The sequence below is a fragment of the Anaerococcus sp. HMSC068A02 genome (assembly GCF_001811125.1).
Lineage (GTDB): Bacteria > Bacillota > Clostridia > Tissierellales > Peptoniphilaceae > Anaerococcus > Anaerococcus vaginalis_C.
Genome location: NZ_KV803714.1, coordinates 160476 through 185546, shown reverse-complemented (window position 1 = coordinate 185546; position 25071 = coordinate 160476). Strand labels below are relative to the sequence as shown.

The following is a 25071-nucleotide window of genomic DNA, read 5'->3' as shown; positions in this document are numbered from 1 at the left end:
GGTATAATAGTAAAAACAAAAAAAGGAGTGTCAAATGCTAAAGATTAAAAATTTGTTAAGTGCAGAAGATTTGTTTAAAGATGATTTACTTGAAATAATTGATTTAGCAGAAGACATAATGAAGAGTCCTGAAAAATTTTCCAATTATTGTAATGGAAAGTTATTAGGGACTCTTTTTTTTGAGCCTTCTACTAGAACAAGACTTTCTTTTGAATCAGCAATGTTAAGACTTGGAGGAAGTGTTGAAGGATTTTCAAATCCAAAAGCATCAAGCCAAGCTAAGGGAGAAAGCTTACAAGATACAATTAGAACTGTAAGCCAATATGTTGATGTAATTGCTATGCGCCATCCACAAGAAGGAGCTGCAAAATTATCATCAGAAACATCAGATTGTCCAATAATAAATGCAGGAGATGGTGGACATCAACATCCAACTCAAACTCTTACAGATATTTTGACAATTTCTACTTATAAAAAAAGACTTGAAGGATTAAAGATAGGAATTTGTGGAGATTTAAAATATGGAAGAACAGTTCACTCTTTACTTAAAGTTATGACCTTATTTGATAATAATGAATATGTTCTAATTTCTCCAGAAGAATTAAAACTTCCTAACTACATTAAAAAAAGTGTTTTTGAAAAAAATAATATAGACTATGTTGAAAAAAGATCATTAGATAATTCAATAGATGATCTAGATATTTTGTATATGACAAGAATTCAAAAAGAAAGATTTTTCTCTGACAACCAATATACAAGATTAAAAGATTCTTACGTATTAAATAGAGAAAAATTAGCAAATGCAAAAAAAGATCTTGCAATCCTACATCCACTTCCAAGAGTAAATGAAATTGACAAAGATGTGGATGATGATCCTAGAGCTTTATATTTCCAACAAGTTAAATGCGGAATGTATGCTAGAATGGCACTAATTATAAAATTATTGGAGGCTAATAATGATTGAGATTACTTCATTAAAAAATGGAATTGTAATAGACCATATTAAACCAGGATTAGGAATAAAAATTTTTAATCTTTTAAATCTAGACCAACTTGATGATGAAGTTGCCCTAATATTAAACGCAAACTCTTCCTCTCAAGGAAAAAAAGATATAGTAAAAATTGCAAATAACTTAGATATTAATTTAGATGCTGTATCAATAATAGACCCAAGTGCAACAGTAAACTTTATTGAAGAAGAAAAAGTTGTAGAAAAGAAACAATTAGAATTACCTGAAGTTAGCAAGGGAATTTTAAAATGTCAAAATCCAACTTGCGTATCAACCACAGAAAGAAATATTGAAAGCAAATTTATATTGATAGATAAAAAAGAAAAAATGTACAAATGTGCTTATTGCGATCACATATATGATGTGGAGGAATAATGAAACAAATTTTTACAAATCTTGTTGCCATTGATGATATAAATATATCAAAAAGGGACATCTTTGTAGAAGATGGATTTATAACAACTGAATTTAAATCTGATGAGGAAACTGAGATTATAGACTGTAATGGTCTTGTCTTGGTTCCTTCTTTTGTGGATATGCATACTCATTTTAGAGATCCTGGATTTACCTACAAAGAAGATTTAAAAACAGGATCAATGACAGCGTTAAAAGGTGGATATACAACTGTAAATTTAATGCCGAATACAAATCCAATTGTATCAAGCAAAGAAGTATATGAAGATATTGTTAAAAGAGCAAAAGATTTAGATTTAATAGATATAAAACAAGTTTATTCAATAACAAAAGATTTTAAAAGCGATGACCTATCTCATTTAAAAGATTTACCAGAAGGACTATTGTTCTTGTCAAATGATGGTAAGGGCGTTGATGATGATTTTTCCATGTATCAAGCTATAAAAATCGCAAAGAAAAATAATTTAAAATTTACCTTGCATGAAGAATGTAAGGAAATTTCAAAATATGATTATGAAATAGCAGAAGATGTGATGACTTTGAGAGATTGTTATTTATCTTATAAGATGGATATGCCAATTCATTTTTCTCACGTTTCTACAAAAGGAGCAATTGAGGCAATAAGATATTTTAAAGATTTGGGAGCGAAAATTACATGCGAAGTAACACCTCATCACATATATTTTTCTGATAGAGAAGATTTAAAAGTAAATCCACCAATTAGAAAAGAAAAAGATAGATTGGCCTTATTAGATATGATAAAAAAAGGATATGTTGATTGTATAGCTACAGACCATGCACCTCATTCAAAGGAGGAAAAAGAAAATGGCAAGCCAGGTTTTATTGGACTTGAAACAGCTTTTTCAACTTCTTATATGACTTTAGTAAAATCTGGAATTATTTCATTAAATGATTTAATCAGGGTAATGTCAACAAATCCTTCAAAACTTCTTGAAATAAAAAAAGGAAAAATCAAAGAAGGATACATGGCTGATTTTACTATTATAGATTTGGATAAAATATATGAATATAAAGAAGAAGATATTTTATCAAAATCAAAAAATTCATTATTTATAAATCAAAAACTCCAAGGACAAATAGTAAGAGTTTACAAGAAAGGAATTTTGAAATATGACCTTAATGGAAAGACTTTATAAAAAAATCGAAGAAAATGGATTTGTTTGCGTTGGTCTTGATACATCACTAGATTATATTCCAGAAAAAATGAAGAAAAATAAAAGTGTAAGCGAACAATTATTTGATTTCAATAAGGAAATTATTGACAATACAAAAGATGTTTGTGCAATTTATAAAGTTCAAATTGCCTACTACGAATCATACGGTATTGAAGGAATGCTTGCTTACAAAAATACTTTAAAATATTTAAGAGAAAATGATTTGTTATCAATTGCTGATGTAAAAAGATCAGATATTGCTCAAAGTGCAAGTCAATATGCAAAAGCACATTTTTCTGGAGATTTTGAGGCTGATTTTATAACTTTAAATCCTTATATGGGAATGGATTCAATTTCTCCATATCTTGAATTTATAAAAAATAAAGATAAAGGAGTGTTTGTTCTTTTAAGGACTTCAAATCCAGGAGCAAATGATTTTGAATGCCTAAGATTAAAAGATGACAGCGAATTATTTTATACAATTGGAGATAAATTAAAAGAATTAAATGATAAATTGATTGATAATTCAGGATACGGACCTATTGGACTTGTAGTTGGTGCAACTCACAAAGAAGAAGTTGAAAAAATCAGACAAAGATATAAGAATATGTTTTTCTTGATTCCAGGTTTTGGAGCACAAAAAGCCGATTCTTTAAATGTTTATAAATTGTTAAATTCATTAAACGGAGGAGTTGTAAATTCTTCAAGAGCAATTCTTAAAAATTATTTAAACTATGATGATGGGGAAGATAAAATAGGATATTATGCAAGAGAAAAATGTATAGAAACTAGAAAGGAAATCCAAGATAATGGAATCTTATAGGGAAGCTTCTATAATTTTTAATAAAAAAATAAAGGATGATATTTATTTTTGTAAAATAAAAACCAAATTAAATGCAAAAGCTGGTCAATTTTTTATGTTAAGATGCGATAGCTTTAGAAATTCGCCCCTTCTTTCAAGACCCTTTGGTGTTTGTGACCAAGATGATGAGTCTATGTCTTTTTTATACCAAGTAAAAGGCGTTGGAACAAAAATTTTAAGTGATTTAAAAGAGGGTTCAAAAGTAAACATATTAGGACCTTTGGGGAATGGATTTGAAATAAAACAAGGAAAGAAATCTGCAATAGTTGCTGGTGGAATTGGAATAGCTCCACTTTTATATTTGGCAAAATCATTAGATTTAAAGGCGGATTTTTACGCGGGATTTAGTGATGAAGAATATTTTACAGATTATTTTAAAGATTATGTAAATTCTACAACTGTAACTATCGATAAAAAAGATAAAATTTTTATAACAGAAAAAATTGATACAGAAAAATACGATGTAATTTATGCTTGTGGCCCAAATCAAATGCTAAAAACTTTGGCACATAAAAATAAAAATTCTGAAATTCAAATTTCAATGGAAGCCCACATGGCTTGTGGAATTGGTGCATGTCTTGGTTGCACAGTAGAAAATGTAAAAGGCGATTTTATAAGAGTTTGCAAAGATGGTCCTGTTTTTGATTCAAAGGAGATTTTCTAATGAGTTTAAAAGTTAATATTTGTGGAATTGAATTTAATAATCCAGTCATAGCTGCAAGTGGAACTTTTGGTTTTGGAAAAGAATTTGCAGACTATATTGATATAAATAAACTTGGAGGAATTTCTTCAAAAGGACTAACCCTACATAAAAATTTGGGAAACAAGGGAATAAGAATTTATGAAACTGCTGCTGGAATTATGAATTCAATTGGACTTCAAAATCCTGGAATAGAATATTTTATAAAAGAAGAATTGCAATTTTTGGAAACGAAAGATGCTGTAACAATTGCAAATCTTGGGGGGCACAGTGTAGATGAATATGTTAAGGGAGCAATCTTGCTTGATAAAACATCTGTCCCAATAATTGAATTAAATATTTCTTGCCCAAATGTAAAGGAAGGTGGAATGGCTTTTGGAACAAATCCCAAAAAAGCTTGTGAAGTTATAGAAAAGGTAAGAAAAAGTACAGAAAAAGTTTTGATGGTAAAACTTTCTCCAAATGTTGGAGATATAAAAGAATTTGTAAAAATTGCAGAAAATTCAGGAGCTGATTGTATTTCTCTAGTAAATACTTTTAATGCCCTTGCAATTGATGTTGATAATAAAAAAGCTGTTTTTGAAAATAAAACTGCAGGTCTTTCTGGACCTTGTATAAAACCAATTGCTTTAAGAATGGTTTATGAAGCAAGTAATGCTACAAATTTACCAATAATTGGTATGGGTGGAATTTCAAATTACAGGGACTGTTTAGAATTTATTATGGCAGGAGCAAGTGCAGTGCAAGTTGGCACAAGTAATTTTGTAGATTTTAACACAATGATAAATATAGTTGATGATTTAGAAAAATATATGCAAAAAGAAAATTTAAATTCGCTAGAAGAAATAAGAAAAATTATATAGGAGAAGATATGGATAAAACAATTGAATTATTAAAAAAATCTGATGCACTACTAGAAGGACATTTTTTATTATCAAGTGGAAAACATTCAAAAAAATATATTCAATGCGCAAAATTAATAGAAAACCCAGTTTATTGTGAAGAAGTTTCAAAAATAATTGCTGAAAAAATAAAAGAATCTGGAATAAAAGTAGATTTGTGTGTAGGACCTGCAATGGGCGGAATAATTATAGCTTATGAAGTTGCAAGAGCTTTGGGAGTTAATGCAATTTTTACAGAAAGAGTAGATAATATTATGACTTTAAGAAGGGGATTTGAAATAAAAGAAGGCATGAATGTAATTATAGTTGAAGATGTAGTTACAACAGGAAAATCTTCTTTTGAAACTGTTGATGTAATTGAAAGCTATGGAGCAAAAGTAAATGCTTTAACATCAATAGTAAATAGATCTGGAAAAAAAGAAATTAATGGTTTAAAATTATTATCTGCAACTGAGCTTAACATTGAAACTTATGATCCTGATAATTTACCAGAAGATTTAAAAGATACACCAGCTGTAAAACCAGGTTCTAGAAAATAAAATTTGCAATCTAGCATGAGAAATGATATAGTAGTTGTAATTGTTTTGTTACTATTTATTTATGAAAGAAGGAAGATAAAGGATGAAAAAAAATAGATTTAAAATTTCATTTTTATCTTTTTTAGCTATTGTTCTTGTGCTAGTTATTTCAACAGGATTGGAAAAATCATCTCTAGCTGCAAAAAACAAAGGTAAAAGAGATAGCTTGATTAACGGAGTAAATGAAATTAGCAATGAAACCTTAACTTTAAGACAATCTAGAATTGAAAGATTTGAAAAATTAGAAAAAGATTATAAAGAACTAAACGATAAAGGATCTGATGATTTAAGCAAAGCATCAATGTTATATTTAACAAACAAAACTAATTTAACTGCTGAGGAACTTGAATATGGTCTTAAAAATACAAATTTACAAGGTCTTGGAAAAGATTTCAAAAAAGCAGAAGAAAAGTATGAAGTAAATGCGATTTTATTGATGGGAATGGCAAAACACGAAACTGGAAATGGTCATTCATACCTTGCTAAAACAAAAAATAATTTATTTGGCTTTAATGCTATCGACCAAGATCCTATTAACAGTGCAAATACTTTTAAAGATAAGGGCGAATCAATAGATCACGTTGCTAAATTTCTAAAAGAAAATTATTTAAGTGAAGATGGAAAATATTATAATGGAATATCTACAAAATCTATAGGAAAGTTATATGCTAGTGATCCAGAATGGTCAAATAAGGTAGATTATATGATGAGAGAAGTTTGTAGAAATATTCTTCAGGAAAAATAGACTAAACTAAAAGTTTTAGTCTATTTTTTTATTTAATTTTAAAAATAAATTTAACTCTTTTATTATTTAAAATAATTTGAATAAAAATTTTATAGACTTATTAGCCTTTAATCTGATATAATTTATTTTATGAATATAAAAGATAAATTAATTATTAAAATTGCAAAATTTAGTAAATTTTTACTAAAACTTACAAATCATAAAGCTACAAGCTTGCCAGGGAAAATCGCTTATAATTTAGATAATGATATTTTGGATGCTTTAAGCGAAAATACAAAATTTATTTTTGTAACTGGTACTAATGGGAAAACTATGACAACTCATTTTGTTACAAATATTTTGAGAAAGCACTATAAAAATGTTTTTACAAATGATTCTGGTTCTAATATGATTCAAGGTATAATAACAGTTTTGTTGGATATTCCTAAAAATGAAAATGCACTTGCAATCTTGGAGGTAGATGAAGCTAATCTTGTTAGGATAAGTAAATTTTTAAAACCAGATTATGTTATTTTAACCAATATTTTTAGAGACCAAATGGATAGGTTTGGAGAAATTTATAATGTTTATAAAAAAATTATGGATGGACTTAGCGAATGTAGAGATGTAAAAATAATTGCCAATGGAGATTTGCCAATTTTTTCATACGATGAGTTAAAAAAATATGAGCTTATTTATTATGGAATAAGAGAAGATGATAAAGAATTTAATTCTTATAATCTTGAGGCAGAATTTAATAGTGATGGAATTTTATGTCCAAAATGTAATTCAATTTTAAAATATAAATTAGTTAATTATTCTTCTTTGGGAGATTTTTCTTGTCCAGAATGTGATTTTCATTCTCCTAAATTATCTTATAATATTGGAGAGATTATTTCTATGGATGCAAATTTTTCAAAATTTAAAGTAAATGGAGAAATTTATGAAACTCAAATTGGAGGATTTTATAATATTTATAATGCGTTAAGTGCAATAGCTCTTGCTAAAGAATTGGAAATCCCTTATGAAAAAATCTATGAAGGCTTAAAATTTCAAGAACACGTATTTGGTAGACAAGAAATAATTAAGATTGAAAATAAAGAAGTGATAATAAATCTTGTCAAAAATCCTACAGGCTTAAATCAAATTATTAATCTAATGCTATTAGAAAAAGAGCCAATTAGTTTATATTGTTTGTTAAATGATAACTACGCTGATGGGACTGACGTTTCTTGGATATATGATTCTTATTATGAAAAACTTAAAAAATTAAATATTAAAAGCATAAAAGTTTCAGGAACTAGAAAAACTGATATGAAAAGAAGACTTGAAATAGCTGATATTTATGGTAGAGAAATCGTAGAAATAGACTATGAAAATGAAATTTTTGATAATATAAAAAATGAACCAACAGAAAAAATTTATATACTTTCTACTTACACAGCTATGCTAAGACTTAGGGAGGTACTAAAACTTAAATGATTATAAATATTTGTCATCTATATGGAAATTTATTAAATACTTATGGTGATGTAGGAAATATTATGGCTTTAAAATATTTTGCTCAAAAAAAAGGTCACGAAGTAAATATTGAAGTAGTAAGTCTAAAAGATGAATTTGATTATAGAAAATATGATTTTGTTTTTTTTGGTGGAGGACAAGATTATGAACAATCAATTGTAGAAAAAGATTTGGAAAGTAAAAAAGAAAATCTAATAAAATATATTGAAAATAATGGCTTATTTTTAGCGATTTGTGGTGGCTATCAATTAATGGGACAATACTATTTTGATGCTTACAATAATAAAATTGAAGGCTTAAAAATATTCGATTATTACACAAAAAATCAAGAAAATGGAAATAGATTTGTTGGAAATATTGAAATTAAAGATTTGCAAAATGGAGAAATTTATCATGGTTTCGAAAACCACGGTGGAATAACTATTTTAAATGATAAAAACGAAGCTTTTGCAAGTGTTGTGTCAGGCAATGGAAATAATGGTGAGGATTTAACAGAAGGATTTAGATATAAAAATACTTTTGCATCTTATTTACACGGACCACTTCTTGCTAGAAATGAAAATTTGGCAAATACATTCATTAAGATTATAGAGTGTAACAAAAGATAAATAAATAAATTTTAATTCGCTTTAATCGACTATTGCACTGAATGTAATAAGTTGATATAATATACATGAAAAGCAAAACGTATTGTAATTATAATTATAGGAGTTTAAATGAAAAAAGATATTGAGATTGCTAGAGAAGCAAAGATAAAAGATATTGAAGAAATAGCAAATTATCTTGAAATTAGTGATTATGAAAAATATGGCAAATACAAAGCCAAAATTAATCCATGCTTTGATGAAAAAAAAGATTCAAAACTTGTTTTAGTAACAGCAATTTCTCCAACGCCTTTTGGTGAGGGAAAAACTACTATGAATGTTGCTTTATCTATGGGACTAAATAAATTGGGCAAAAAATCTATTTCAGTGCTTAGAGAGCCATCTTTGGGACCTTCTTTTGGAATTAAAGGAGGAGCTTGTGGAGCAGGATATTCTCAAGTTATTCCTATGGAAGATATAAATCTTCATTTTACAGGAGATTTTCATGCAATAACAAGTGCAGTTAATTTAGTAGCTGCTATGATTGACAATCATATCTACCAAGGAAATGAAAAAAATATTGATCTAAATAATATTTTATGGAAAAGATGCGTTGACTTAAACGACAGAGCTCTTAGAGAAGTTGTTGTAGGTTTGGGCAAAAAAACTGATGGAGTTACAAGACAAGATGGGTTTGATATAACTGTTGCAACAGAAATGATGGCAGTATTTTGTCTAAGTAATGATCTTTACGATTTTAAGAAAAAAGTTGCAAAAATGATAGTAGCTTATGATACAGATGGCAATGCTGTAACTGTTGATGACATAAAAGCAACAGGTCCTGTTTGTGTATTAATGAAAGATGCATTAAAACCAAATTTATGTCAAACTTTAGAAAACACACCAGCAATCATTCATGGTGGACCATTTGCAAATATAGCTCATGGTTGTAATTCAATTATTGCAACAAAAACCGCACTATCTTTGGCAGATTTTGCTGTAACAGAAGCAGGATTTGGTGCAGACCTTGGAGCTGAAAAATTCTATGATATTAAATGTAGACAAGCTGGACTAAAACCAAATATGACAGTTGTTGTAGCTACAATAAGAGCATTAAAATATCATGGTGGACAAGATTTGAAAAAAATTGATGAAGAAAATATTGAAAGTCTAAAAAAAGGATTTGAAAATTTAAAAATTCATCTTGAAAATCTAAAGAAATTTTCAAAAAATATAGTTGTCGCTATAAATAAATTTGATCAAGATACAAATAAAGAATTAGAAACTCTAAAAAATCTCGTAGAAAACTTATCGCTTAAAGCATTTGAATGCGATGTTTACCACAAAGGCTCTGAAGGATGTCTTGAAATTTGTAATTATATTATTGAAAAAAGTAAAGACGAAAATGATTTTAAAGTTTTATATGATGAAAAATTACCGATTGAAGAAAAAATTGAAATCATAGCAAAAGAAATTTATAGGGCTAGTGGAGTAAAATATTCAAAAAAAGCCTTAAATGAAATTAAAAGAATTAACAATTTAAATTCTGATAAATTACCAATATGTATTGCTAAAACTCAATATTCCTTATCAGATGATCCAACAAATTTAAATCCAGATAGCGAATATGAGATTACTATAAATGATATTAGATTAAATCAAGGTGCAGGCTTTATAGTAGCCCTAACTCAAAATATTTTAACAATGCCAGGTCTTCCAAAAAGACCAGCGGCATACGATATAGATATTGATGATGATGGTAATATCATGGGATTATTTTAGGAGATAAATATGACAGATTCAAAATTACAAAGTAAAGAATTAGATGAATTTTTTGATGCTATTTTAATGTTGAAAAATAGAGATGAGTGCTACGATTTTTTTGAAGATGCTTGCACAGCAAGAGAACTTCAATCAATTTCTCAAAGACTACAAGTTGCAAAATTATTAAAAATTAGAAAAACTTATAGTGAAATAGAAGAACAAACTGGAGCATCAACAGCAACAATTTCTAGAGTAAATAGATCACTTCACTATGGAACTGATGGATATGATTTAGTTTTGGAAAAATTAATTGAAAATAATTTAAAAGAAGAAAAAAATAAAAAATAAATTAAAAAAATTTAGAAATTAAGACGAATTTATCAATTTGATAGATTCGTTTTTTTTATTTTAAAATTATTTTTTTTGATTGATTTATTTTTTTGATAAATTTTAAGCTTTAGATTACTTTGTTTCTTGTGGTATAATTATTAGGATGAAAGGATGTGAAAAATGGACTTATCTAATTTAAATGATAAACAAAAAGAGGCAGTTTTACACGACAAAGGTCCCTTGCTTGTTGTTGCAGGAGCTGGGAGTGGAAAAACTAGAGTATTAACCACAAGCATTGCTTATCTAATAAAAGAAAAAAATGTAAATCCAGTTAATATTTTAGCTATAACTTTTACAAATAAGGCTGCCAATGAAATGAAAGAAAGAATATCAGATCTGTTAGATGAAGATGTTTCTCACTTATGGATTGGTACTTTTCATTCTATTTGTGCAAGAATACTTAGGATGAATATAAATAAAATAGGATATGATAATAATTTCACTATATATGATACAAATGATCAAAAAACCTTGATCAAAGAAATTATTAATGATTTAAATTATAAAGATGATATTAGCCCAAAAGAGGCTTTAAACCTTATAAGCTATTGTAAAAATAAATCAATTAGTCCAAAAGAATTTTTAAATATTAATACTTTTTATGCAAAGCAAGAAGAATATTATAATATTTATAAAAATTATGAAAAGAAAAAATTTGAATACAATTCTTTAGATTTTGATGATTTGATTTTAAAAACTTTGGAATTATTTGCTGAAGATTCAAATACTTTGAAATTCTATCAAGATAAATTTGAATATCTTTTTGTAGATGAATACCAAGATACTAACAAAAGCCAATATGAGCTTATTAAATTTATTGGAAAAGGTCACAATAACGTTAGAGTTGTTGGAGATGCAGACCAATCAATTTATAGTTTTAGGGGAGCTGATATTAATAATATTTTGGACTTTGAAAAAGATTTTAAAGATGCAAAAACTATAAAACTTGAAGAAAATTATAGGTCAACTTCTAATATTATTAATGTTGCAAATAAACTAATCAAAAATAATAACGAAAGAAAAGAAAAAAATCTTTGGACATCAAAAAATGATGGCTCAGAAGTTTTATATAAAAAATCTTCTGTAGAATCAGAAGAGGGAAAATTTGTAATAGATGAAATAAATTCCTTATTAAATGATGGATATAAGCTAAAAGATATGGCGATTTTATATAGGATGAATGCTCAATCAAGGATTTTTGAAGAATATCTTATGAAAAATCTACTTGATTATAAGGTTGTTGGCGGGCTTAAATTCTATGATAGAAAAGAAATAAAAGATCTTATCTCTTACCTAAAAATTTTAGTAAATCCAAAAGATGATATTAGTTTAAAAAGAATAATAAATGAACCAAAAAAAGGAATAGGCGATAAAACTGTAGAAAAATTAGAAAAAGAAGCAAATAAATTAGGATTTTCTTTAACAGAGCTTGTTTGTGATCCGTCTTTATTTTCAAATCTTCCTTCAAAATTAAAAAGTTCTTGTGAAAAATTTTATAATCCATTAGCGGAAATTTTTGACAATTACAAAGACTATGACATTGTGGAATTGATAGAAGAAATACTTGATAAAAGTGGATACATAAAAGCTTTGGAAGAATCTTATTCTGTAGAAAATAGGTCAAGGATTGATAATTTAAATGAATTTATTTCCTCAGCCGCAGAATATCAGTCAAATAATCCGGAAGATAATATCTATGATTATTTAGAAAATTTATCTCTTTTATCAGATCTTGATAAAACTGAAAATAGTGATGATGCTATTTCTCTTATGACGATTCATTCAGCCAAAGGACTTGAATTTAAAGTTTGTTTTGTTGTCGGAATGGATGAAGGTTTATTCCCATCAAAAAGAAGTCTTGATGAGGGAAATATTGAAGAAGAAAGAAGACTTTGCTACGTTGCAATAACAAGGGCAATGGAAAAATTATATCTTTCAAGTGCAGAAATTAGAAGGCAATTTGGTCAGGCTGTATATTATAAGCCTTCAAGATTTTTAAATGAAGTGAAATCTACAATCAAAAAAATTTACCAAGATAAAACTCCTGCTTACTCTCCTTATGTAAAAATGAAAAGCAATGAAGCTTATATGAGAGATAAGGCAAGAGAGAGTGTTCTAAAGAAAAATACTGTAAAAGAATCATCAAAAGAAGATTTTCAAATTGGAGATAAAATTATTCACACTAAATGGGGAGAGGGAATGATAGTTCAAGTGAAAAAATCAGATGATGGCAATGAGCTTGTTGTAGCTTTTGATAAAAAAGGATTAAAAAAGCTAAACCAAGACTATGCTCCAATTAAGAGGATTTAAAAATGGATAATATAGATAAAATTAAAATTAAAATAGATGAGTTAATTGATAAAATAAATGAATTAAATTATCATTATTATACCTTAGATAATCCCATAGTTTCAGATGGAGAATATGACAAGTTGTATGATGAGCTTTTAAATCTAGAAAAAAATACAGGCTATGTAAATGAATTTTCTCCAACCCAAAGAGTTGGTGGAGCAATATTAGATAAGTTTGAAAAGCATTTTCATATTACAAGATTATATTCCCAAGATAAATCGCAAAATATAACTCAATTAAAAGATTGGCTTATAAGAACTAAAAAATTAAGAGACCAATATAATAAAACCCATGAAGATAAATTAGAAGAATTAGAATTTATTACAGAATATAAATTCGACGGTTTAACTATAAATTTAACTTATGAAGATGGATTATTAAAAACTGCAGCTACAAGAGGAAATGGTATAGAAGGAGAGGATGTAACCAAACAAGTTTTAACTATTCCAACCATTCCAACAAAAATAAAAGAAAAATCATTATTAGAAATTCAAGGGGAAGCTGTGATGCCCTTGTCTAGTCTTAAAAAATACAATGAAGAAAATGAAATACCTTTAAAAAATGCAAGAAATGCTGCGGCAGGTGCAATAAGAAATCTTGATACAAGTCAAACAAAAAAAAGAAATTTAAAAGCTTATTTTTATCAAATTTCAACAAATAGTCTTGATTTTAAAACTGAAGAAGAAAAATTAAAGTTTTTAAAAGAACAAAAACTTCCAGTTTATCCTTATAAAAAAGTAATAAAAAAATTTGATGATATAGTAAAAGAAATTGATTTTATAAAAGAAGAAAGACATCATATTGATGTTTTGACAGACGGTGTTGTAATTAAGGTTAATGATGTAAAAACTCAAGAAGGTTTAGGCTATACTAATAAATTTCCAAGATGGTCTATTGCTTATAAATATGATCCAGAAGAATACACAACAACTTTATTAGATGTTGTGTGGAATGTAGGTCGATCAGGAAAAGTTACACCGTCAGCAATCCTTGAGCCTGTTGACTTTTCTGGAGTGACTGTCCAAAGAGCTACCCTTAATAATTACGATGATATTTTAAGAAAAAAAGTAAAAATTGGTTCAAAAGTTTTTATTAGAAGATCAAATGATGTAATTCCTGAAATTTTGGGAGTTGTTGATGAAAATCAAGAAAACACAAAAGAAATAGAAAAACCGGATAAATGTCCTTATTGTCACAGTGAATTAATTGAGGGAAATGTTCATATCTATTGTCCAAATTCAATTTCATGTACTCCTCAATTAAAAGCTAGAATGGTACATTTTGCATCAAGAGATGCAATGGATATAGAAGGTTTGTCTGAAAAAACCATTGAATTATTTATAAATAAATTAGGCATTAAAGAAATCTATGACCTTTATGATATTACTTATGAAGATTTGATTAATTTGGAATCTTTTAAAGAAAAAAAGACCAATAATTTATTAAATGCCATTGAAAATAGCAAATCTTGCGAATTAAATCATTTTATCCACGCAATTGGAATTCCAAATGTAGGGATAAAAACTGCAAGAGATTTGGCAGAAAAATATAAAAGTTTTGATAAACTTAGAGAAACTAAGCAAGAGGACTTAATCGAGATTGAAGATATAGGGGAAAAAACAGCAGAGGACATAGTTGATTTTTTCAACGACTCTAATATCAAAAAATCATTAGATATTTTATTATCTAAGGGGATTAAAATTAAAGCAATTGACACTAGCGAAAAATCTAATTCACTTGATGGAATGAAAATTGTTATAACTGGTACAATAGAAAATTACAAAAGAAATGATATTAAAAATTTAATTATAAAAAATAATGGAGATGTTACTTCTTCGGTATCAAAAAATACTGATTTGGTTTTGTGTGGCGAAAAACCTGGAAGTAAAAAAGAAAAAGCAGAAAAATTGGGTGTAAAAATTTTAGAAAATCAAGAATTATTTGAATTTTTAAAAAAATTAGAGGAGGAATAAATGGACAAAAATGAAGTTATAAGAATTTATAAATTAGCAAATCTTGATTTATCAAATCAAGATATTGATATAATTTCTGATAAATATAATAAAATTTTAGATTTTATTGACCATATTTTTGATGTGGATTGTGAAGATGTAAAAATGACTGAAATGTTAGATAATCATAAGGCTGTATTAAGAGAAGATATTGAAGGAAAATCTTTAGATAGACAAGATGCTCTAAAAAATGCAAAAGATACAGAATATGGTTATTTTAGATTGAATTGGAAATTATAAGGAGCTATTATGGATATTAAAAATACTATAGATAAATTTATAAATAAAGAAATTTCAGTCTATGAAAATACAAAAAATGTATTAGAAAAAATTAAAAATGATAATTTAAATGCTTATATTTCTTTTAATGAACAAGATAGTTTGGATAGAGCAAAATATTTAGATGAAAAATTAAATAAAGGCGAAAAAATTGGAGCTTTATTTGGAATTCCTGTAAGTGTAAAAGATAATATTTCGTATAAAAATATGAAACTAACTTGTGCATCAAAAATGTTAGAAGATTTCGAGCCAGTTTATAATGCAACTGTTGTAGAAAATCTATTAAAAGAAGATGCTATTATTATTGCAAAAACAAATATGGATGAGTTTGCAATGGGAGGCTCTGGAGAAACTTCATATTTTGGCCCAATAAAAAATCCTTTAGATGAAAGTTTAATTCCAGGTGGTTCTTCATCAGGCTCTGCTGTTAGTGTTGCAAAAGGAGATGTTTTAGTTTCTCTTGGAACTGATACAGGTGGGTCAGTAAGACAACCTGCAAGTTATTGTAGTATTATTGGCTATAAACCTACATATTCACTTATGAGTAGGTATGGTGTTGTTTCTATGGCAAATAGCTTAGATCAAGTTTCATTATTTGCAAAAAATGTAGAAGATTTGAGAATAATTGCTAATGCAAGTCAATCGCCTGACAAGTTAGATATGACTTCTTGCCTAGATTTTTATAATTTTGAAAAAGAAAATTTTGATTTTTCTGGTAAAAAAATTGCAGTGATAAAAAACGAAGCTAATATTTATAATTTAGATAAGGAAGTAGAAGATGATTACAATTATGCAATAAATATTTTAAAAGAATTGGGTGCAGAAATTTGTCCAATAGGTTTAAAATATTCTAAATACGCAAACGAAGTTTATAATGTTGTAATGAGCTCTGAAGTATCAAGCAATCTTTCAAGATTTGATGGAATTAGATATGGTCACCAAACTGATGAGTATAAGAATGTTGAAGAATTATTTATAAAAAATAGGTCTGAAGGTTTTGGAGAAAATGTTCAAAGAAGAATTGCACTTGGAACTATGTATTTATCAAGTGAAGATGATCAAAAAATTTATAAACAAGGTTTAAAATTAAGAACATTAATCATAGAAGAGTTTAAGAATATTTTTGAAAATCATGATTTATTCATTACTCCAACAACTGTAGATTTACCTTCTAAATTAGGAGTTTATACAGATAATCCGCTTAAAGATTTTTCTTCAGATATATTTAATGTTTGTGTAAATCTAACAGGTTCTTGCGGAATTTCTTTTCCAGTAAGAGATGGAATATCTGGAAGTATTCAAATTATTGGAGATAGATTTAAGGATAAAGATATAATAAATGCTTGCGAAACTTTCGAAAGGAAAATAAATGAAAACTAGAACTATTATAGGATTAGAAATTCACGTTGAATTATCTACAAAAACCAAAATGTTTTGTTCCTGTAAAAATGAATTTGGAGCTGTTCCAAACACAAACACTTGTCCAATTTGCTTAGGACACCCAGGAACATTGCCTTTAATAAATAAAGAAGCTGTAAGATATGCAATAAAAGCAGGTCTTGCTCTAGATTGTGAAATAAGAGAATCAATGAAAATGGATAGAAAAAAATATTTTTATCCAGACCTTGTAAAGGGATACCAAATAACCCAACAAGACGAGCCTTATGCTGTTGGTGGACATATTATTTTAAGCGATGGAGATGAAATTAGACTAAATTCTATTCACATGGAAGAAGATACTGCAAAATCTAATCACGATGAAAGTAATAACACCCTAATGGATTATAACAGAGCAGGGCTTCCTCTAATTGAAATTGTTACAGAACCAGATTTAAAATCTGCTAAGCAAGCTAGAGAATTTGTAGAAAAATTATCTCAAACTTTGAGATTTTTGGAAGTTTCAGATTGTATAATGGCAGAAGGTCAAATGCGTTGTGATGTAAACATAAATTTAGAAAATCTTGATAATGGTGAAAAAACAGCAATATCTGAGATTAAAAATCTAAATTCAATAAAAGCAATCGAAGATGCTCTTTTATTTGAAACTGATAGACATAAAAAAATGCTTAAAGAAGGTAAAAAATCTGTAAAAGAAACTAGAAGATGGGATGACGATTCTCAAACTACAATTTCTATGAGAACTAAAGAAACTGCTAATGATTATAGATTTTCTATAGAAGCAGATATACCAAGAATTGAGCTTAGCAAAGAATTTATTAATGAAATAAAAGAAAATTTACCAGAATTGCCTGAAGCAAAAGCAAAAAGATATATGCAAGAATATAAACTTTCAGAATATGATGCAGGACTTTTGTCAAACGATAGAAATCTTGCAAATTTATTTGAAAAAACAAATGATTTGGTAAAAAATCCCAAGGAAGTTTCAAACTGGATATTAAGTGAGCTTTCAAGAAGGCTAAATGAAAGTGAAATTGAAGCAGATCAAATGAATTTATCTGTAGAAAATTTCTCTAAATTAATAAATTTAGTTTTGTCTAATAAAATTAACAATAATGTTGGTAAAAAACTTTTAAGAGAAATTTTCGAATCAAATGAAGATCCAGAAAAACTTGCTAAAGATAGAAATCTTCTTCAAATTAATGATGAAAATTTCTTAGAAGATGTAGTTAAAGAAGTTTTAAGCGAAAATTCTCAATCAATTGAAGATATAAAAAATGGTAAAGATAGAGCTTTTGGATTTTTAGTTGGTCAATGTATGAAAAAAACTAAAGGAAAGGCTAATCCACAACAAATAAATACCTTATTAAAAGAAAGAATAGGAGAATTATAAGAGTAAGCTTTTTAGCTACTCTTATTTATTATGAATATACTTATAGAAAATGTAAAAATCCTCACAATGGCAGATGGGGAAGTAATAAAAAATGGAAATATTTATATAGAAAATGAAAAAATAAAAAAGATTACAAATGATAAAATTGATTTTTCTTATGATAAAAAAATAGATGGCAAAAATTATCTTGCTATGCCTGGTTTTGTAAATGCTCACACCCATGTTGGAATGAGTTTGTTTAGAAATTTTAGCGATGATGTGGAATTAATGACTTGGCTGAATGAAAAAATTTGGCCCTTGGAAGATAAATTAATTGCAGAAGATGTTTATTGGGCATCGCTTCTATCACATGCTGAAATGATTATGACAGGAACAACAAGTTTTGCAGATATGTATTATTTTGAAGATCAAACTATAAAAGCCCTAGAAAAATCAAAAATGAGAGCGCAAATTTCAAGAGGACTTACTCTTGAAGATAAAGACTGTACAAAAATAAAAGAAAATATTGATCTTTTTAATAAATATGAAAATAGTCAAGATGGTAGAATAAATATAGCTTTTGGACCTCACGCAGTCTACACTACAGATAAAAATTACTTAAAAGAAATAAATAAATACGCAAAAAAATATAAGATGCCAATTCATATTCATTTATCTGAAACAAAAACAGAAAACACAGATTGTATGAAAAGATTTAATCAAAGTCCTACTGAAGTTTTTGAAGAATGTGGAATTTTTGAAAATAAAACAATAGCAGCTCATGGAGTTTATTTATCAGATAAAGATTTAGATATTTTATCAAAATATGATGTTAGCGTAGTTCACAATCCTTCAAGTAATTTGAAACTTTCATCGGGATTTTTAGATTGTACAAGAGTGATTAATAAGAAAATAAATTTAGCTATGGGTACAGATTCATCTGCAAGCAATAATAATTTATCAATGATAAAAGAAATTTCTTTAACATCTCTTGTATCAAAATATAATAATCCTCAAAATTTAAAAGCTTATGATGTTTTAAAAATGGCTACAATAAATGGGGCTAAGGCATTGGGACTTGATGATAAAATTGGAACTTTGGAAGAAGGCAAACTTGCAGATATTATTTTAATTGATTTAAATAATCCTAACCATACACCACAAAATAATTTGATTTCATCCTTGCCTTATTCAACTTTTGATAAAGATGTTTCTTATGTAATAATTAATGGTGATCTTGTGTATGATGATAAAAAATTTGTTTATTTAAATGAGAAAGAAATAATTAAAAATGCAGAAGAATCATTTAAAAAATTGAGGAATAGAAAATGATAGGTATTGATATAGTAAATATTGAAAAATTTAAAGAAAAATTAGAAAAAAAAGATTTTGAGAGTAAAATATTTACTGATAATGAAATTCATTATTCTAAAAAAAATAAAAATTCATTACAAACTTTTGCTGGAATTTTTGCAGCAAAAGAAGCTATTATTAAGGCTTGTGGTTTTAATTTAGCCTACATATTGAGAAAAAAAATAGAAATCAAACATATAGGTAATAAACCGATTGTTTTTATTGATAAAAATAAAGCACAATTAAATTTGAGTATAAGCCATGACGGAAATTATGCTCTTGCTATTTGCTCAAAAAATGAAAATTATATTGAAATAAATAAATCTGTAAAAAAATTATTAAAAGATAGACCAAAAGATGGACACAAGGGAGATTTTGGAAAAGTTGCAATAATTGGTGGACAAAAAGGAATGGCTGGTTCTGTTTATTTGTCATCTTGTGCATCTTTACGTTCGGGATGTGGTCTTTCTTATATTATTTGTCCTTCATCTATTTCTGATATTTTACAAATAAAATCTACAGAAAGTATAATAAATGAGGTGGATTGTGATTATTTTTATTATTCAGAAAAAATAAGCAATAAAATTTTATCACTAATAAAAAATAAAGATGCAATAGGAATTGGTCCTGGTATGGGCAAGGGAAAAAATCTTTATAAATTAATAGAAAAAATTATTCAAAATTTTGATAAAAATCTATTAATTGATGCAGATGGACTAAATGCTTTGAAAGAAAATATTGATATAATAGATAAGAAAGAAAATATTGTTTTAACTCCACATGAAATGGAATTTTCTAGAATTTCAAATTTGCCTTTATCTTATATAAAAAATAATAGGGAAAAAGCTTCTTTTGAATTTGCAAAAAAACATAATATTGTTTTGGTTTTGAAAGGAAAAAATACAATTGTTACAGATGGTGTAAATATTTACATAAATGAATCTGGAAATAATGGAATGGCGACAGCTGGTAGTGGAGATGTTTTGACAGGAATTTTACTTTCAAATTTAGCTATTATGAAACCGTATGATGCGGCTGTTTTATCTGTTTATATTCACGGGCTTGCTGGAGATATTTATTCTTTAGAAAATTCTCAAGATTCACTAATTGCTAGTGATATTATAAAAAATTTACCAAAGACCTATAAATTAATGAGGTGTTAATGATGGAAGAAAATTATTTATTAGTTGATTTAGACAAAATATTAAATAATATCAAATCAATAAAAGAAAAATCTCAAAATTCAAAATTTTGTGCAGTTTTAAAGGCTGATGCTTATGGGCTAGGTTCTTTAGAAGTTGCAAATTACATAAAAAATTACATAGATTACATAGCTGTAGCTCAATTTAAAGAGGCAAAATATTTAAGAGACAATGGAATTAATACTCCTATTTTAATATTAGGATATTTGCCTATTGATAAATATGATCAATGTGGAAAATTAGATATTGATGTAGTAATTTATGATTTAGATTATGCTAAAGAAATAAATAGTAAATTAAATTCGAAAATAAATTGTCATATTGGGCTTGATACAGGACATACAAGAATTGGTTTTAGAGATTTTGAAATAGAAAAAATAAAAAAATTAAAAGAGCTTGAAAATTTAAATTTCATAGGAGCTTTTTCTCATTTTGCAACAGCTGATGAGAAAGATTTAACTTATACAAATGAACAATATAAAAAATTTACATATATAATAGATAAAATCAAAGATGATTTTGATTTAAATCTAGTTCATATTGCAAATTCTGCTGCATCAATGGAATATGATTTTAAATCAGACTTGTTGAGGGTGGGTATTTCTTTGTATGGCATTTATCCATCTGATTATATAAAAGAAATTTCAAAGATCAAATTAGAACAGTCTTTTGAATTTAAAGCACAAATATCTTTTGTAAAAAATGTAAAAAAAGGAACAAGCATTTCTTATGGCAGAAGCTTTACTGCTAGTAAAGATATGAAAGTTGCTACAGTTGCAATAGGTTATGCAGATGGATTTAAAAGAGCATTTTCAAATATAGGAGAAGTTTTAGTAAATGGAAAACTAGCAAGAGTTGTTGGAAGAGTTTGTATGGATCAAATGATGATTGATGTAAGTGATATTGATTGTAAAATAGGAGATTATATTACAATTTATCCAGATATTTACAAAGAGGCAAATAAAATTAATACTATCCCTTACGAATTAATGACTTCAATTTCAAAAAGAGTTCCTAGGATTTATAAATGCAATTCTAAATTTATAGGAGAAAATAATGAAAGTTAAAAGAGGAGATTTATTTTATGCAGATCTTTCTCCTGTTGTAGGGAGCGAACAGGGAGGAGTAAGACCTGTAATTGTTGTGCAAAATGATATGGGAAATAAATATTCTCCAACAATTATAGTAGTTCCTGTTACAAGTCAATTAAAAAAATCAAAATTGCCAACCCATGTTTCTTTAAGTGCAAATCAATTTGGTTTGCCAAAAAATAGTGTTGCTCTTCTTGAACAACTAAGAACAATCGATAAAAGAAGGCTAAGAGATAAATTAGGTTCTTTTGATAAGTCGGTAATGTTAAAAATTGATGCGGCAATTGCCATATCTGTGGGAATAGATTAATGAAAATAAGTTTTAAAAACTTATTAATAGTATTCCTGTCAGCAATTTTAATTTTTTTGCTTGTTAACAAAAAAGAAAATACATATACAAATTTAGATGAATTAGAAATTACTTATATAGACGTAGGTCAAGGAAATGCAGTTTTAGTAAAAACAAAGGACAAAAGTCTATTAATAGATGGGGGAAACAGGTCTAATAGTAGATATTATTATACTTATATTAAAAATAAAAATCATAAAAAAATAGCAAGTTAAAGAAAATCTTTTAATTAAGAATTTTCTTTAACTTGCTTTTTAATTTCTTTTATTCACTAACACCTGCTATCATTCTAGCTAAACGATCTGAATCTCCGCTGCCTGTAACTATAACTTGATCATCTTTTTTAATATCAGACAATAAGTATTCTTTTACCTTTTCAAATGTAGGAATATATTTTGCACTTTTTCCAGTTTTAATTAGAGCATCAACTACATCTTTACTAGATATACTTGGATCAAATGGTTCACGTGCTGCAAAAATATCAGTAATTATAACTTCATCAGCTTCATCAAAACATTTAACAAATTCATTAAATAATCTCTTAGTCCTAGTGTAAGTATGAGGTTGCCATACACAAATAAGTCTTCCTTTTGTGTGTTCAGCCAAGGCGTTTAAATTAACTTGAATCTCTGAAGGATGGTGACCATAATCTAAAATAATATTGCAATCATTAACATTTCCTATTAATTGCATTCTTCTTTCAAGACCAGTGTAGGCTTGAATATTTTTTTTGATCGTTTTTATGTCAACACCACTTTCTAAAGTAGCAATAATTGATGCACAAGCATTATTTATATTATGTCTACCAAGAATTGCTAGCTCAAAATGTTCAACATCTCCATTTTTCATTATCAAATCAAATCTAGGCTTACCACTTTCATCAAAGCTTATATTTGTAGCATTATAATCAGCATCAGGATTATCTTGTCCATAGGTAATCAATTCTCCTTGAACTGCGTCTATAACTAATTTATTATTTTCTTCATTTAAATTCAAAATTGTTTTTGAATCTTTACTTTGATTTCTCAAGTAAAATTTAAAAGTTTCAACTATGTCATTTATGTCTTTATAATAATCAAGATGATCTTCGTCAATATTTAAAATTATTCCAATTGAAGGGTAATAATATCTTATATTTCCTTTATATTCACATGCTTCTGTTACTAATATATCCTTATCGCCAACATGTACATTTCCTTCAATTTCATCAAGATCTCCACCCAATAAAATAGTAGGATTTTTTGTAGAATTCATAAGAATTTTAGAAATCATACTTGTAGTTGTGCTTTTTCCATGAGAACCAGAAACTGCGATAGAATTTTTGTAATTTTTCATCAAACCACCCAAGAAAACTCCACGACTTACTACAGGAATATCAAGTTTTCTAGCTGCAACTAATTCTTCATTATTTTCGGCGATTGCGTCTGTATATATAACTAAATCTGGATTTTTAATATTTTCTTTTTTTTGTCCAATTGTATATTTAATTCCATTTTTATCTAAATGTTTGCTTGTTTCAGAAATTGAAATGTCAGATCCTGTAACCTTATAACCATTATTATTTAATAAAATAGCAATACCACTCATGGAAATTCCACCAATTCCTATCATATGTATATTTTTATATTTATAATCATTTATATTAAATTCGAACATTGATGCTCCTTTGTTTTTATATTTTTTGCCTAACTATTATACCATAAAATTTATACAAAGACCATTAATTTGATATTTCTAACAACTTTTACTAAATTGACAGTAAAGTCATAAAATGATAATCTTTATTTATAAGCAAATAGTTAGAGAGGTTTTTAATGAAATATATAATAGGAAATGATCATGGTGGTATTGATCTAGTTGATAGCGTAGAAGAAAAACTTTTAGAACTTGGATATGAAGTTGAAAAAGTTGGAACATTTACAAAAGAATCTTGTGATTATTCAGATTTTGCAAAAATTGCATGCGAAAAAGTTTTAAACAAAGAAGCTGATTTTGCTGTTTTAATTTGTGGGACAGGAATAGGAATGAGTCTTGCTGCCAATAAATTTAAAGGTATAAGAGCAGCTTGCGTGTCTGAGACATATTCTGCAAAAATGTCTAGAGCGCACAATAATAGTAATGTTTTGTGCATAGGTTCAAGAGTAATTGGCTCAGAAGTTGCAAAAATGATTGTAGAGATTTTTGCTACAACAGAATTTGAAGGCGGACGTCATCTTAAAAGAGTAAATAAAATCAAAGAAATTGAGGAGAATAATTAATGTTTGATAAAAAAGATTTAAAAGCTGTAAATGCAATAAGATGTTTATCAATAGCACAAATTGAAAAAGCAAATAGTGGCCATCCAGGTCTTCCAATGGGAGCAAGTCCTATGGCTTATGTTTTGTGGAATAAAATAATGAATGTTAATCCTAAAAAAAGCAATTGGCACAACAGAGATAGATTTGTTTTGTCAGCTGGCCATGGTTCAGCTATGCTTTACTCTCTATTACATTTATCAGGCTATGATTTGAGTATTGATGATTTGAAAAATTTCAGACAAATTGGCTCAAAAACTCCAGGTCATCCAGAAAGAAAACATACAGATGGTGTTGAAGTAACAACTGGTCCTTTGGGCCAAGGAATTGCAAATGCAGTTGGATTTGCAATAGCAGAAAAACACTTGGCTGCAATGTATAACAAAGATGGATTTAATATAGTTGATCATTATACTTATGCAATATGTGGAGATGGAGATTTGATGGAAGGAATTTCATATGAATCAATGTCTTTAGCAGGTCATTTAAATTTAAATAAATTAATAATTCTTCATGATTCAAATGATATTTGTTTGGATGGAAATTTAAATACATCTTTTTCAGAAAATATTGAACAAAGAGTTAAGGCTCAAAATTGGAATTATATTAAAGTTTCAGATGGAAATAATCTTGAAGAAATTTATGATGCAATTAATAAAGCAAAAGAAAATAAAAATGGTCCAACTTTTATAGAAGTAAAAACAGTTATTGGTTATGGTTCAAAAAATCAAGGAACAAATAAAGT

25 protein-coding genes are annotated in these 25071 nt (G+C 27.4%); 24 read left to right on the top strand and 1 reads right to left on the bottom strand.

Going from position 1 to position 25071, the window contains the following annotated elements:
• Window positions 1-34 precede the first annotated feature (34 nt).
• From pyrB to HMPREF2782_RS01970, 22 genes are all read left to right on the top strand, one after another.
• On the top strand, window positions 35-964 hold the full coding sequence (gene pyrB, locus HMPREF2782_RS02075; RefSeq protein ID WP_070640553.1) for an aspartate carbamoyltransferase: 930 nt from the start codon (window positions 35-37) through the stop codon (window positions 962-964).
• The gene (locus HMPREF2782_RS02070) at window positions 957-1385 is read left to right on the top strand and encodes an aspartate carbamoyltransferase regulatory subunit (RefSeq protein WP_004838872.1); all 429 of its coding nucleotides are present in this window, start codon (window positions 957-959) and stop codon (window positions 1383-1385) included. Before pyrB ends, HMPREF2782_RS02070 begins: the two co-directional genes overlap by 8 nt.
• A complete protein-coding gene (locus HMPREF2782_RS02065; protein WP_070640551.1) occupies window positions 1385-2581 on the top strand; it encodes a dihydroorotase in 1197 nt (398 codons plus the stop codon). Before HMPREF2782_RS02070 ends, HMPREF2782_RS02065 begins: the two co-directional genes overlap by 1 nt.
• Window positions 2556-3422 carry an orotidine-5'-phosphate decarboxylase gene (gene pyrF / locus HMPREF2782_RS02060; RefSeq protein WP_070640549.1) on the top strand — a complete coding sequence of 289 codons (867 nt, stop codon included), beginning with the start codon at window positions 2556-2558 and terminating at the stop codon, window positions 3420-3422. The genes HMPREF2782_RS02065 and pyrF overlap by 26 nt, the downstream gene beginning before the upstream one ends.
• Complete coding sequence (locus HMPREF2782_RS02055; RefSeq protein WP_070640547.1) at window positions 3409-4125, top strand: dihydroorotate dehydrogenase electron transfer subunit; 717 nt, start codon at window positions 3409-3411, stop codon at window positions 4123-4125. Before pyrF ends, HMPREF2782_RS02055 begins: the two co-directional genes overlap by 14 nt.
• The gene (locus HMPREF2782_RS02050; RefSeq protein WP_070640545.1) at window positions 4125-5024 is read left to right on the top strand and encodes a dihydroorotate dehydrogenase; all 900 of its coding nucleotides are present in this window, start codon (window positions 4125-4127) and stop codon (window positions 5022-5024) included. The genes HMPREF2782_RS02055 and HMPREF2782_RS02050 overlap by 1 nt, the downstream gene beginning before the upstream one ends.
• Window positions 5025-5032: 8 nt before the next feature.
• Window positions 5033-5602 (top strand): orotate phosphoribosyltransferase, encoded by a 570-nt coding sequence (pyrE, locus tag HMPREF2782_RS02045; RefSeq protein ID WP_070640543.1) that lies wholly within the window; start codon window positions 5033-5035, stop codon window positions 5600-5602.
• Between the two features lie 82 nt (window positions 5603-5684).
• Window positions 5685-6386, top strand: coding sequence for a glucosaminidase domain-containing protein (locus HMPREF2782_RS02040; protein ID WP_070640541.1), 702 nt, complete (start codon window positions 5685-5687; stop codon window positions 6384-6386).
• Between the two features lie 129 nt (window positions 6387-6515).
• The gene (locus HMPREF2782_RS02035) at window positions 6516-7847 is read left to right on the top strand and encodes a Mur ligase family protein (protein ID WP_070640539.1); all 1332 of its coding nucleotides are present in this window, start codon (window positions 6516-6518) and stop codon (window positions 7845-7847) included.
• A complete protein-coding gene (locus HMPREF2782_RS02030; RefSeq protein ID WP_070640537.1) occupies window positions 7844-8494 on the top strand; it encodes a type 1 glutamine amidotransferase in 651 nt (216 codons plus the stop codon). Before HMPREF2782_RS02035 ends, HMPREF2782_RS02030 begins: the two co-directional genes overlap by 4 nt.
• Window positions 8495-8602: 108 nt before the next feature.
• Entirely contained in the window at window positions 8603-10252 is a 1650-nt protein-coding gene (locus tag HMPREF2782_RS02025) for a formate--tetrahydrofolate ligase (protein WP_070640535.1), read from the top strand.
• Between the two features lie 9 nt (window positions 10253-10261).
• The gene (locus HMPREF2782_RS02020) at window positions 10262-10582 is read left to right on the top strand and encodes a YerC/YecD family TrpR-related protein (protein WP_004838856.1); all 321 of its coding nucleotides are present in this window, start codon (window positions 10262-10264) and stop codon (window positions 10580-10582) included.
• Window positions 10583-10744: 162 nt separating this feature from the next.
• A complete protein-coding gene (locus tag HMPREF2782_RS02015) occupies window positions 10745-12934 on the top strand; it encodes an ATP-dependent helicase (protein WP_070640533.1) in 2190 nt (729 codons plus the stop codon).
• Window positions 12935-12936: 2 nt separating this feature from the next.
• Window positions 12937-14949 carry an NAD-dependent DNA ligase LigA gene (gene ligA / locus HMPREF2782_RS02010; RefSeq protein ID WP_070640531.1) on the top strand — a complete coding sequence of 671 codons (2013 nt, stop codon included), beginning with the start codon at window positions 12937-12939 and terminating at the stop codon, window positions 14947-14949.
• A complete protein-coding gene (gene gatC / locus HMPREF2782_RS02005) occupies window positions 14950-15228 on the top strand; it encodes an Asp-tRNA(Asn)/Glu-tRNA(Gln) amidotransferase subunit GatC (protein ID WP_004838849.1) in 279 nt (92 codons plus the stop codon).
• Window positions 15229-15237: 9 nt separating this feature from the next.
• The gene (gene gatA / locus HMPREF2782_RS02000) at window positions 15238-16647 is read left to right on the top strand and encodes an Asp-tRNA(Asn)/Glu-tRNA(Gln) amidotransferase subunit GatA (protein WP_070640529.1); all 1410 of its coding nucleotides are present in this window, start codon (window positions 15238-15240) and stop codon (window positions 16645-16647) included.
• Entirely contained in the window at window positions 16637-18058 is a 1422-nt protein-coding gene (gene gatB, locus HMPREF2782_RS01995; protein WP_070640525.1) for an Asp-tRNA(Asn)/Glu-tRNA(Gln) amidotransferase subunit GatB, read from the top strand. The genes gatA and gatB overlap by 11 nt, the downstream gene beginning before the upstream one ends.
• 30 nt (window positions 18059-18088) lie before the next feature.
• Window positions 18089-19369: an amidohydrolase gene (locus tag HMPREF2782_RS01990; RefSeq protein WP_070640523.1), complete on the top strand. Its 1281-nt coding sequence runs from the start codon at window positions 18089-18091 to the stop codon at window positions 19367-19369.
• Complete coding sequence (locus HMPREF2782_RS01985) at window positions 19366-20553, top strand: NAD(P)H-hydrate dehydratase (protein WP_070640521.1); 1188 nt, start codon at window positions 19366-19368, stop codon at window positions 20551-20553. Before HMPREF2782_RS01990 ends, HMPREF2782_RS01985 begins: the two co-directional genes overlap by 4 nt.
• 2 nt (window positions 20554-20555) lie before the next feature.
• A complete protein-coding gene (alr, locus tag HMPREF2782_RS01980) occupies window positions 20556-21659 on the top strand; it encodes an alanine racemase (protein WP_070640622.1) in 1104 nt (367 codons plus the stop codon).
• Entirely contained in the window at window positions 21649-21993 is a 345-nt protein-coding gene (locus tag HMPREF2782_RS01975; RefSeq protein ID WP_019117646.1) for a type II toxin-antitoxin system PemK/MazF family toxin, read from the top strand. Before alr ends, HMPREF2782_RS01975 begins: the two co-directional genes overlap by 11 nt.
• Window positions 21993-22247 carry an MBL fold metallo-hydrolase gene (locus tag HMPREF2782_RS01970; RefSeq protein ID WP_070640519.1) on the top strand — a complete coding sequence of 85 codons (255 nt, stop codon included), beginning with the start codon at window positions 21993-21995 and terminating at the stop codon, window positions 22245-22247. The genes HMPREF2782_RS01975 and HMPREF2782_RS01970 overlap by 1 nt, the downstream gene beginning before the upstream one ends.
• Before the next feature lie 49 nt (window positions 22248-22296).
• Here HMPREF2782_RS01970 and murC read toward each other — a convergent pair whose 3' ends face one another.
• Complete coding sequence (gene murC, locus HMPREF2782_RS01965) at window positions 22297-23688, bottom strand: UDP-N-acetylmuramate--L-alanine ligase (RefSeq protein ID WP_070640517.1); 1392 nt, start codon at window positions 23686-23688, stop codon at window positions 22297-22299.
• Window positions 23689-23846: 158 nt separating this feature from the next.
• Between murC and rpiB the strand changes: the two genes are divergently transcribed.
• Window positions 23847-24290: a ribose 5-phosphate isomerase B gene (rpiB, locus tag HMPREF2782_RS01960; protein ID WP_019117649.1), complete on the top strand. Its 444-nt coding sequence runs from the start codon at window positions 23847-23849 to the stop codon at window positions 24288-24290.
• Window positions 24290-25071, top strand: a 782-nt coding sequence (locus HMPREF2782_RS01955; RefSeq protein WP_261668560.1) for a 1-deoxy-D-xylulose-5-phosphate synthase N-terminal domain-containing protein, incomplete at its 3' end; no start/stop codon positions are given. The genes rpiB and HMPREF2782_RS01955, both read left to right, overlap by 1 nt.

Excerpts from the sequence above, each read along its gene's own strand:
- HMPREF2782_RS02025 (WP_070640535.1), top strand. The coding sequence starts at position 8,603 with ATGAAAAAAGATATTGAGATTGCTAGAGAAGCAAAGATAAAAGATATT.
- pyrE (WP_070640543.1), top strand. The coding sequence starts at position 5,033 with ATGGATAAAACAATTGAATTATTAAAAAAATCTGATGCACTACTAGAA.
- HMPREF2782_RS01985 (WP_070640521.1), top strand. The coding sequence starts at position 19,366 with ATGATAGGTATTGATATAGTAAATATTGAAAAATTTAAAGAAAAATTA.
- gatA (WP_070640529.1), top strand. The coding sequence starts at position 15,238 with ATGGATATTAAAAATACTATAGATAAATTTATAAATAAAGAAATTTCA.
- gatC (WP_004838849.1), top strand. The coding sequence starts at position 14,950 with ATGGACAAAAATGAAGTTATAAGAATTTATAAATTAGCAAATCTTGAT.
- gatB (WP_070640525.1), top strand. The coding sequence starts at position 16,637 with ATGAAAACTAGAACTATTATAGGATTAGAAATTCACGTTGAATTATCT.
- HMPREF2782_RS02040 (WP_070640541.1), top strand. The coding sequence starts at position 5,685 with ATGAAAAAAAATAGATTTAAAATTTCATTTTTATCTTTTTTAGCTATT.
- HMPREF2782_RS02035 (WP_070640539.1), top strand. The coding sequence starts at position 6,516 with ATGAATATAAAAGATAAATTAATTATTAAAATTGCAAAATTTAGTAAA.
- pyrF (WP_070640549.1), top strand. The coding sequence starts at position 2,556 with ATGACCTTAATGGAAAGACTTTATAAAAAAATCGAAGAAAATGGATTT.
- HMPREF2782_RS02070 (WP_004838872.1), top strand. The coding sequence starts at position 957 with ATGATTGAGATTACTTCATTAAAAAATGGAATTGTAATAGACCATATT.
- HMPREF2782_RS02015 (WP_070640533.1), top strand. The coding sequence starts at position 10,745 with ATGGACTTATCTAATTTAAATGATAAACAAAAAGAGGCAGTTTTACAC.
- HMPREF2782_RS02030 (WP_070640537.1), top strand. The coding sequence starts at position 7,844 with ATGATTATAAATATTTGTCATCTATATGGAAATTTATTAAATACTTAT.
- HMPREF2782_RS02020 (WP_004838856.1), top strand. The coding sequence starts at position 10,262 with ATGACAGATTCAAAATTACAAAGTAAAGAATTAGATGAATTTTTTGAT.
- pyrB (WP_070640553.1), top strand. The coding sequence starts at position 35 with ATGCTAAAGATTAAAAATTTGTTAAGTGCAGAAGATTTGTTTAAAGAT.
- HMPREF2782_RS01990 (WP_070640523.1), top strand. The coding sequence starts at position 18,089 with ATGAATATACTTATAGAAAATGTAAAAATCCTCACAATGGCAGATGGG.
- murC (WP_070640517.1), bottom strand. The coding sequence starts at position 23,688 with ATGTTCGAATTTAATATAAATGATTATAAATATAAAAATATACATATG.
- HMPREF2782_RS02055 (WP_070640547.1), top strand. The coding sequence starts at position 3,409 with ATGGAATCTTATAGGGAAGCTTCTATAATTTTTAATAAAAAAATAAAG.
- alr (WP_070640622.1), top strand. The coding sequence starts at position 20,556 with ATGGAAGAAAATTATTTATTAGTTGATTTAGACAAAATATTAAATAAT.
- HMPREF2782_RS01975 (WP_019117646.1), top strand. The coding sequence starts at position 21,649 with ATGAAAGTTAAAAGAGGAGATTTATTTTATGCAGATCTTTCTCCTGTT.
- HMPREF2782_RS02065 (WP_070640551.1), top strand. The coding sequence starts at position 1,385 with ATGAAACAAATTTTTACAAATCTTGTTGCCATTGATGATATAAATATA.
- HMPREF2782_RS02050 (WP_070640545.1), top strand. The coding sequence starts at position 4,125 with ATGAGTTTAAAAGTTAATATTTGTGGAATTGAATTTAATAATCCAGTC.
- ligA (WP_070640531.1), top strand. The coding sequence starts at position 12,937 with ATGGATAATATAGATAAAATTAAAATTAAAATAGATGAGTTAATTGAT.
- HMPREF2782_RS01970 (WP_070640519.1), top strand. The coding sequence starts at position 21,993 with ATGAAAATAAGTTTTAAAAACTTATTAATAGTATTCCTGTCAGCAATT.
- rpiB (WP_019117649.1), top strand. The coding sequence starts at position 23,847 with ATGAAATATATAATAGGAAATGATCATGGTGGTATTGATCTAGTTGAT.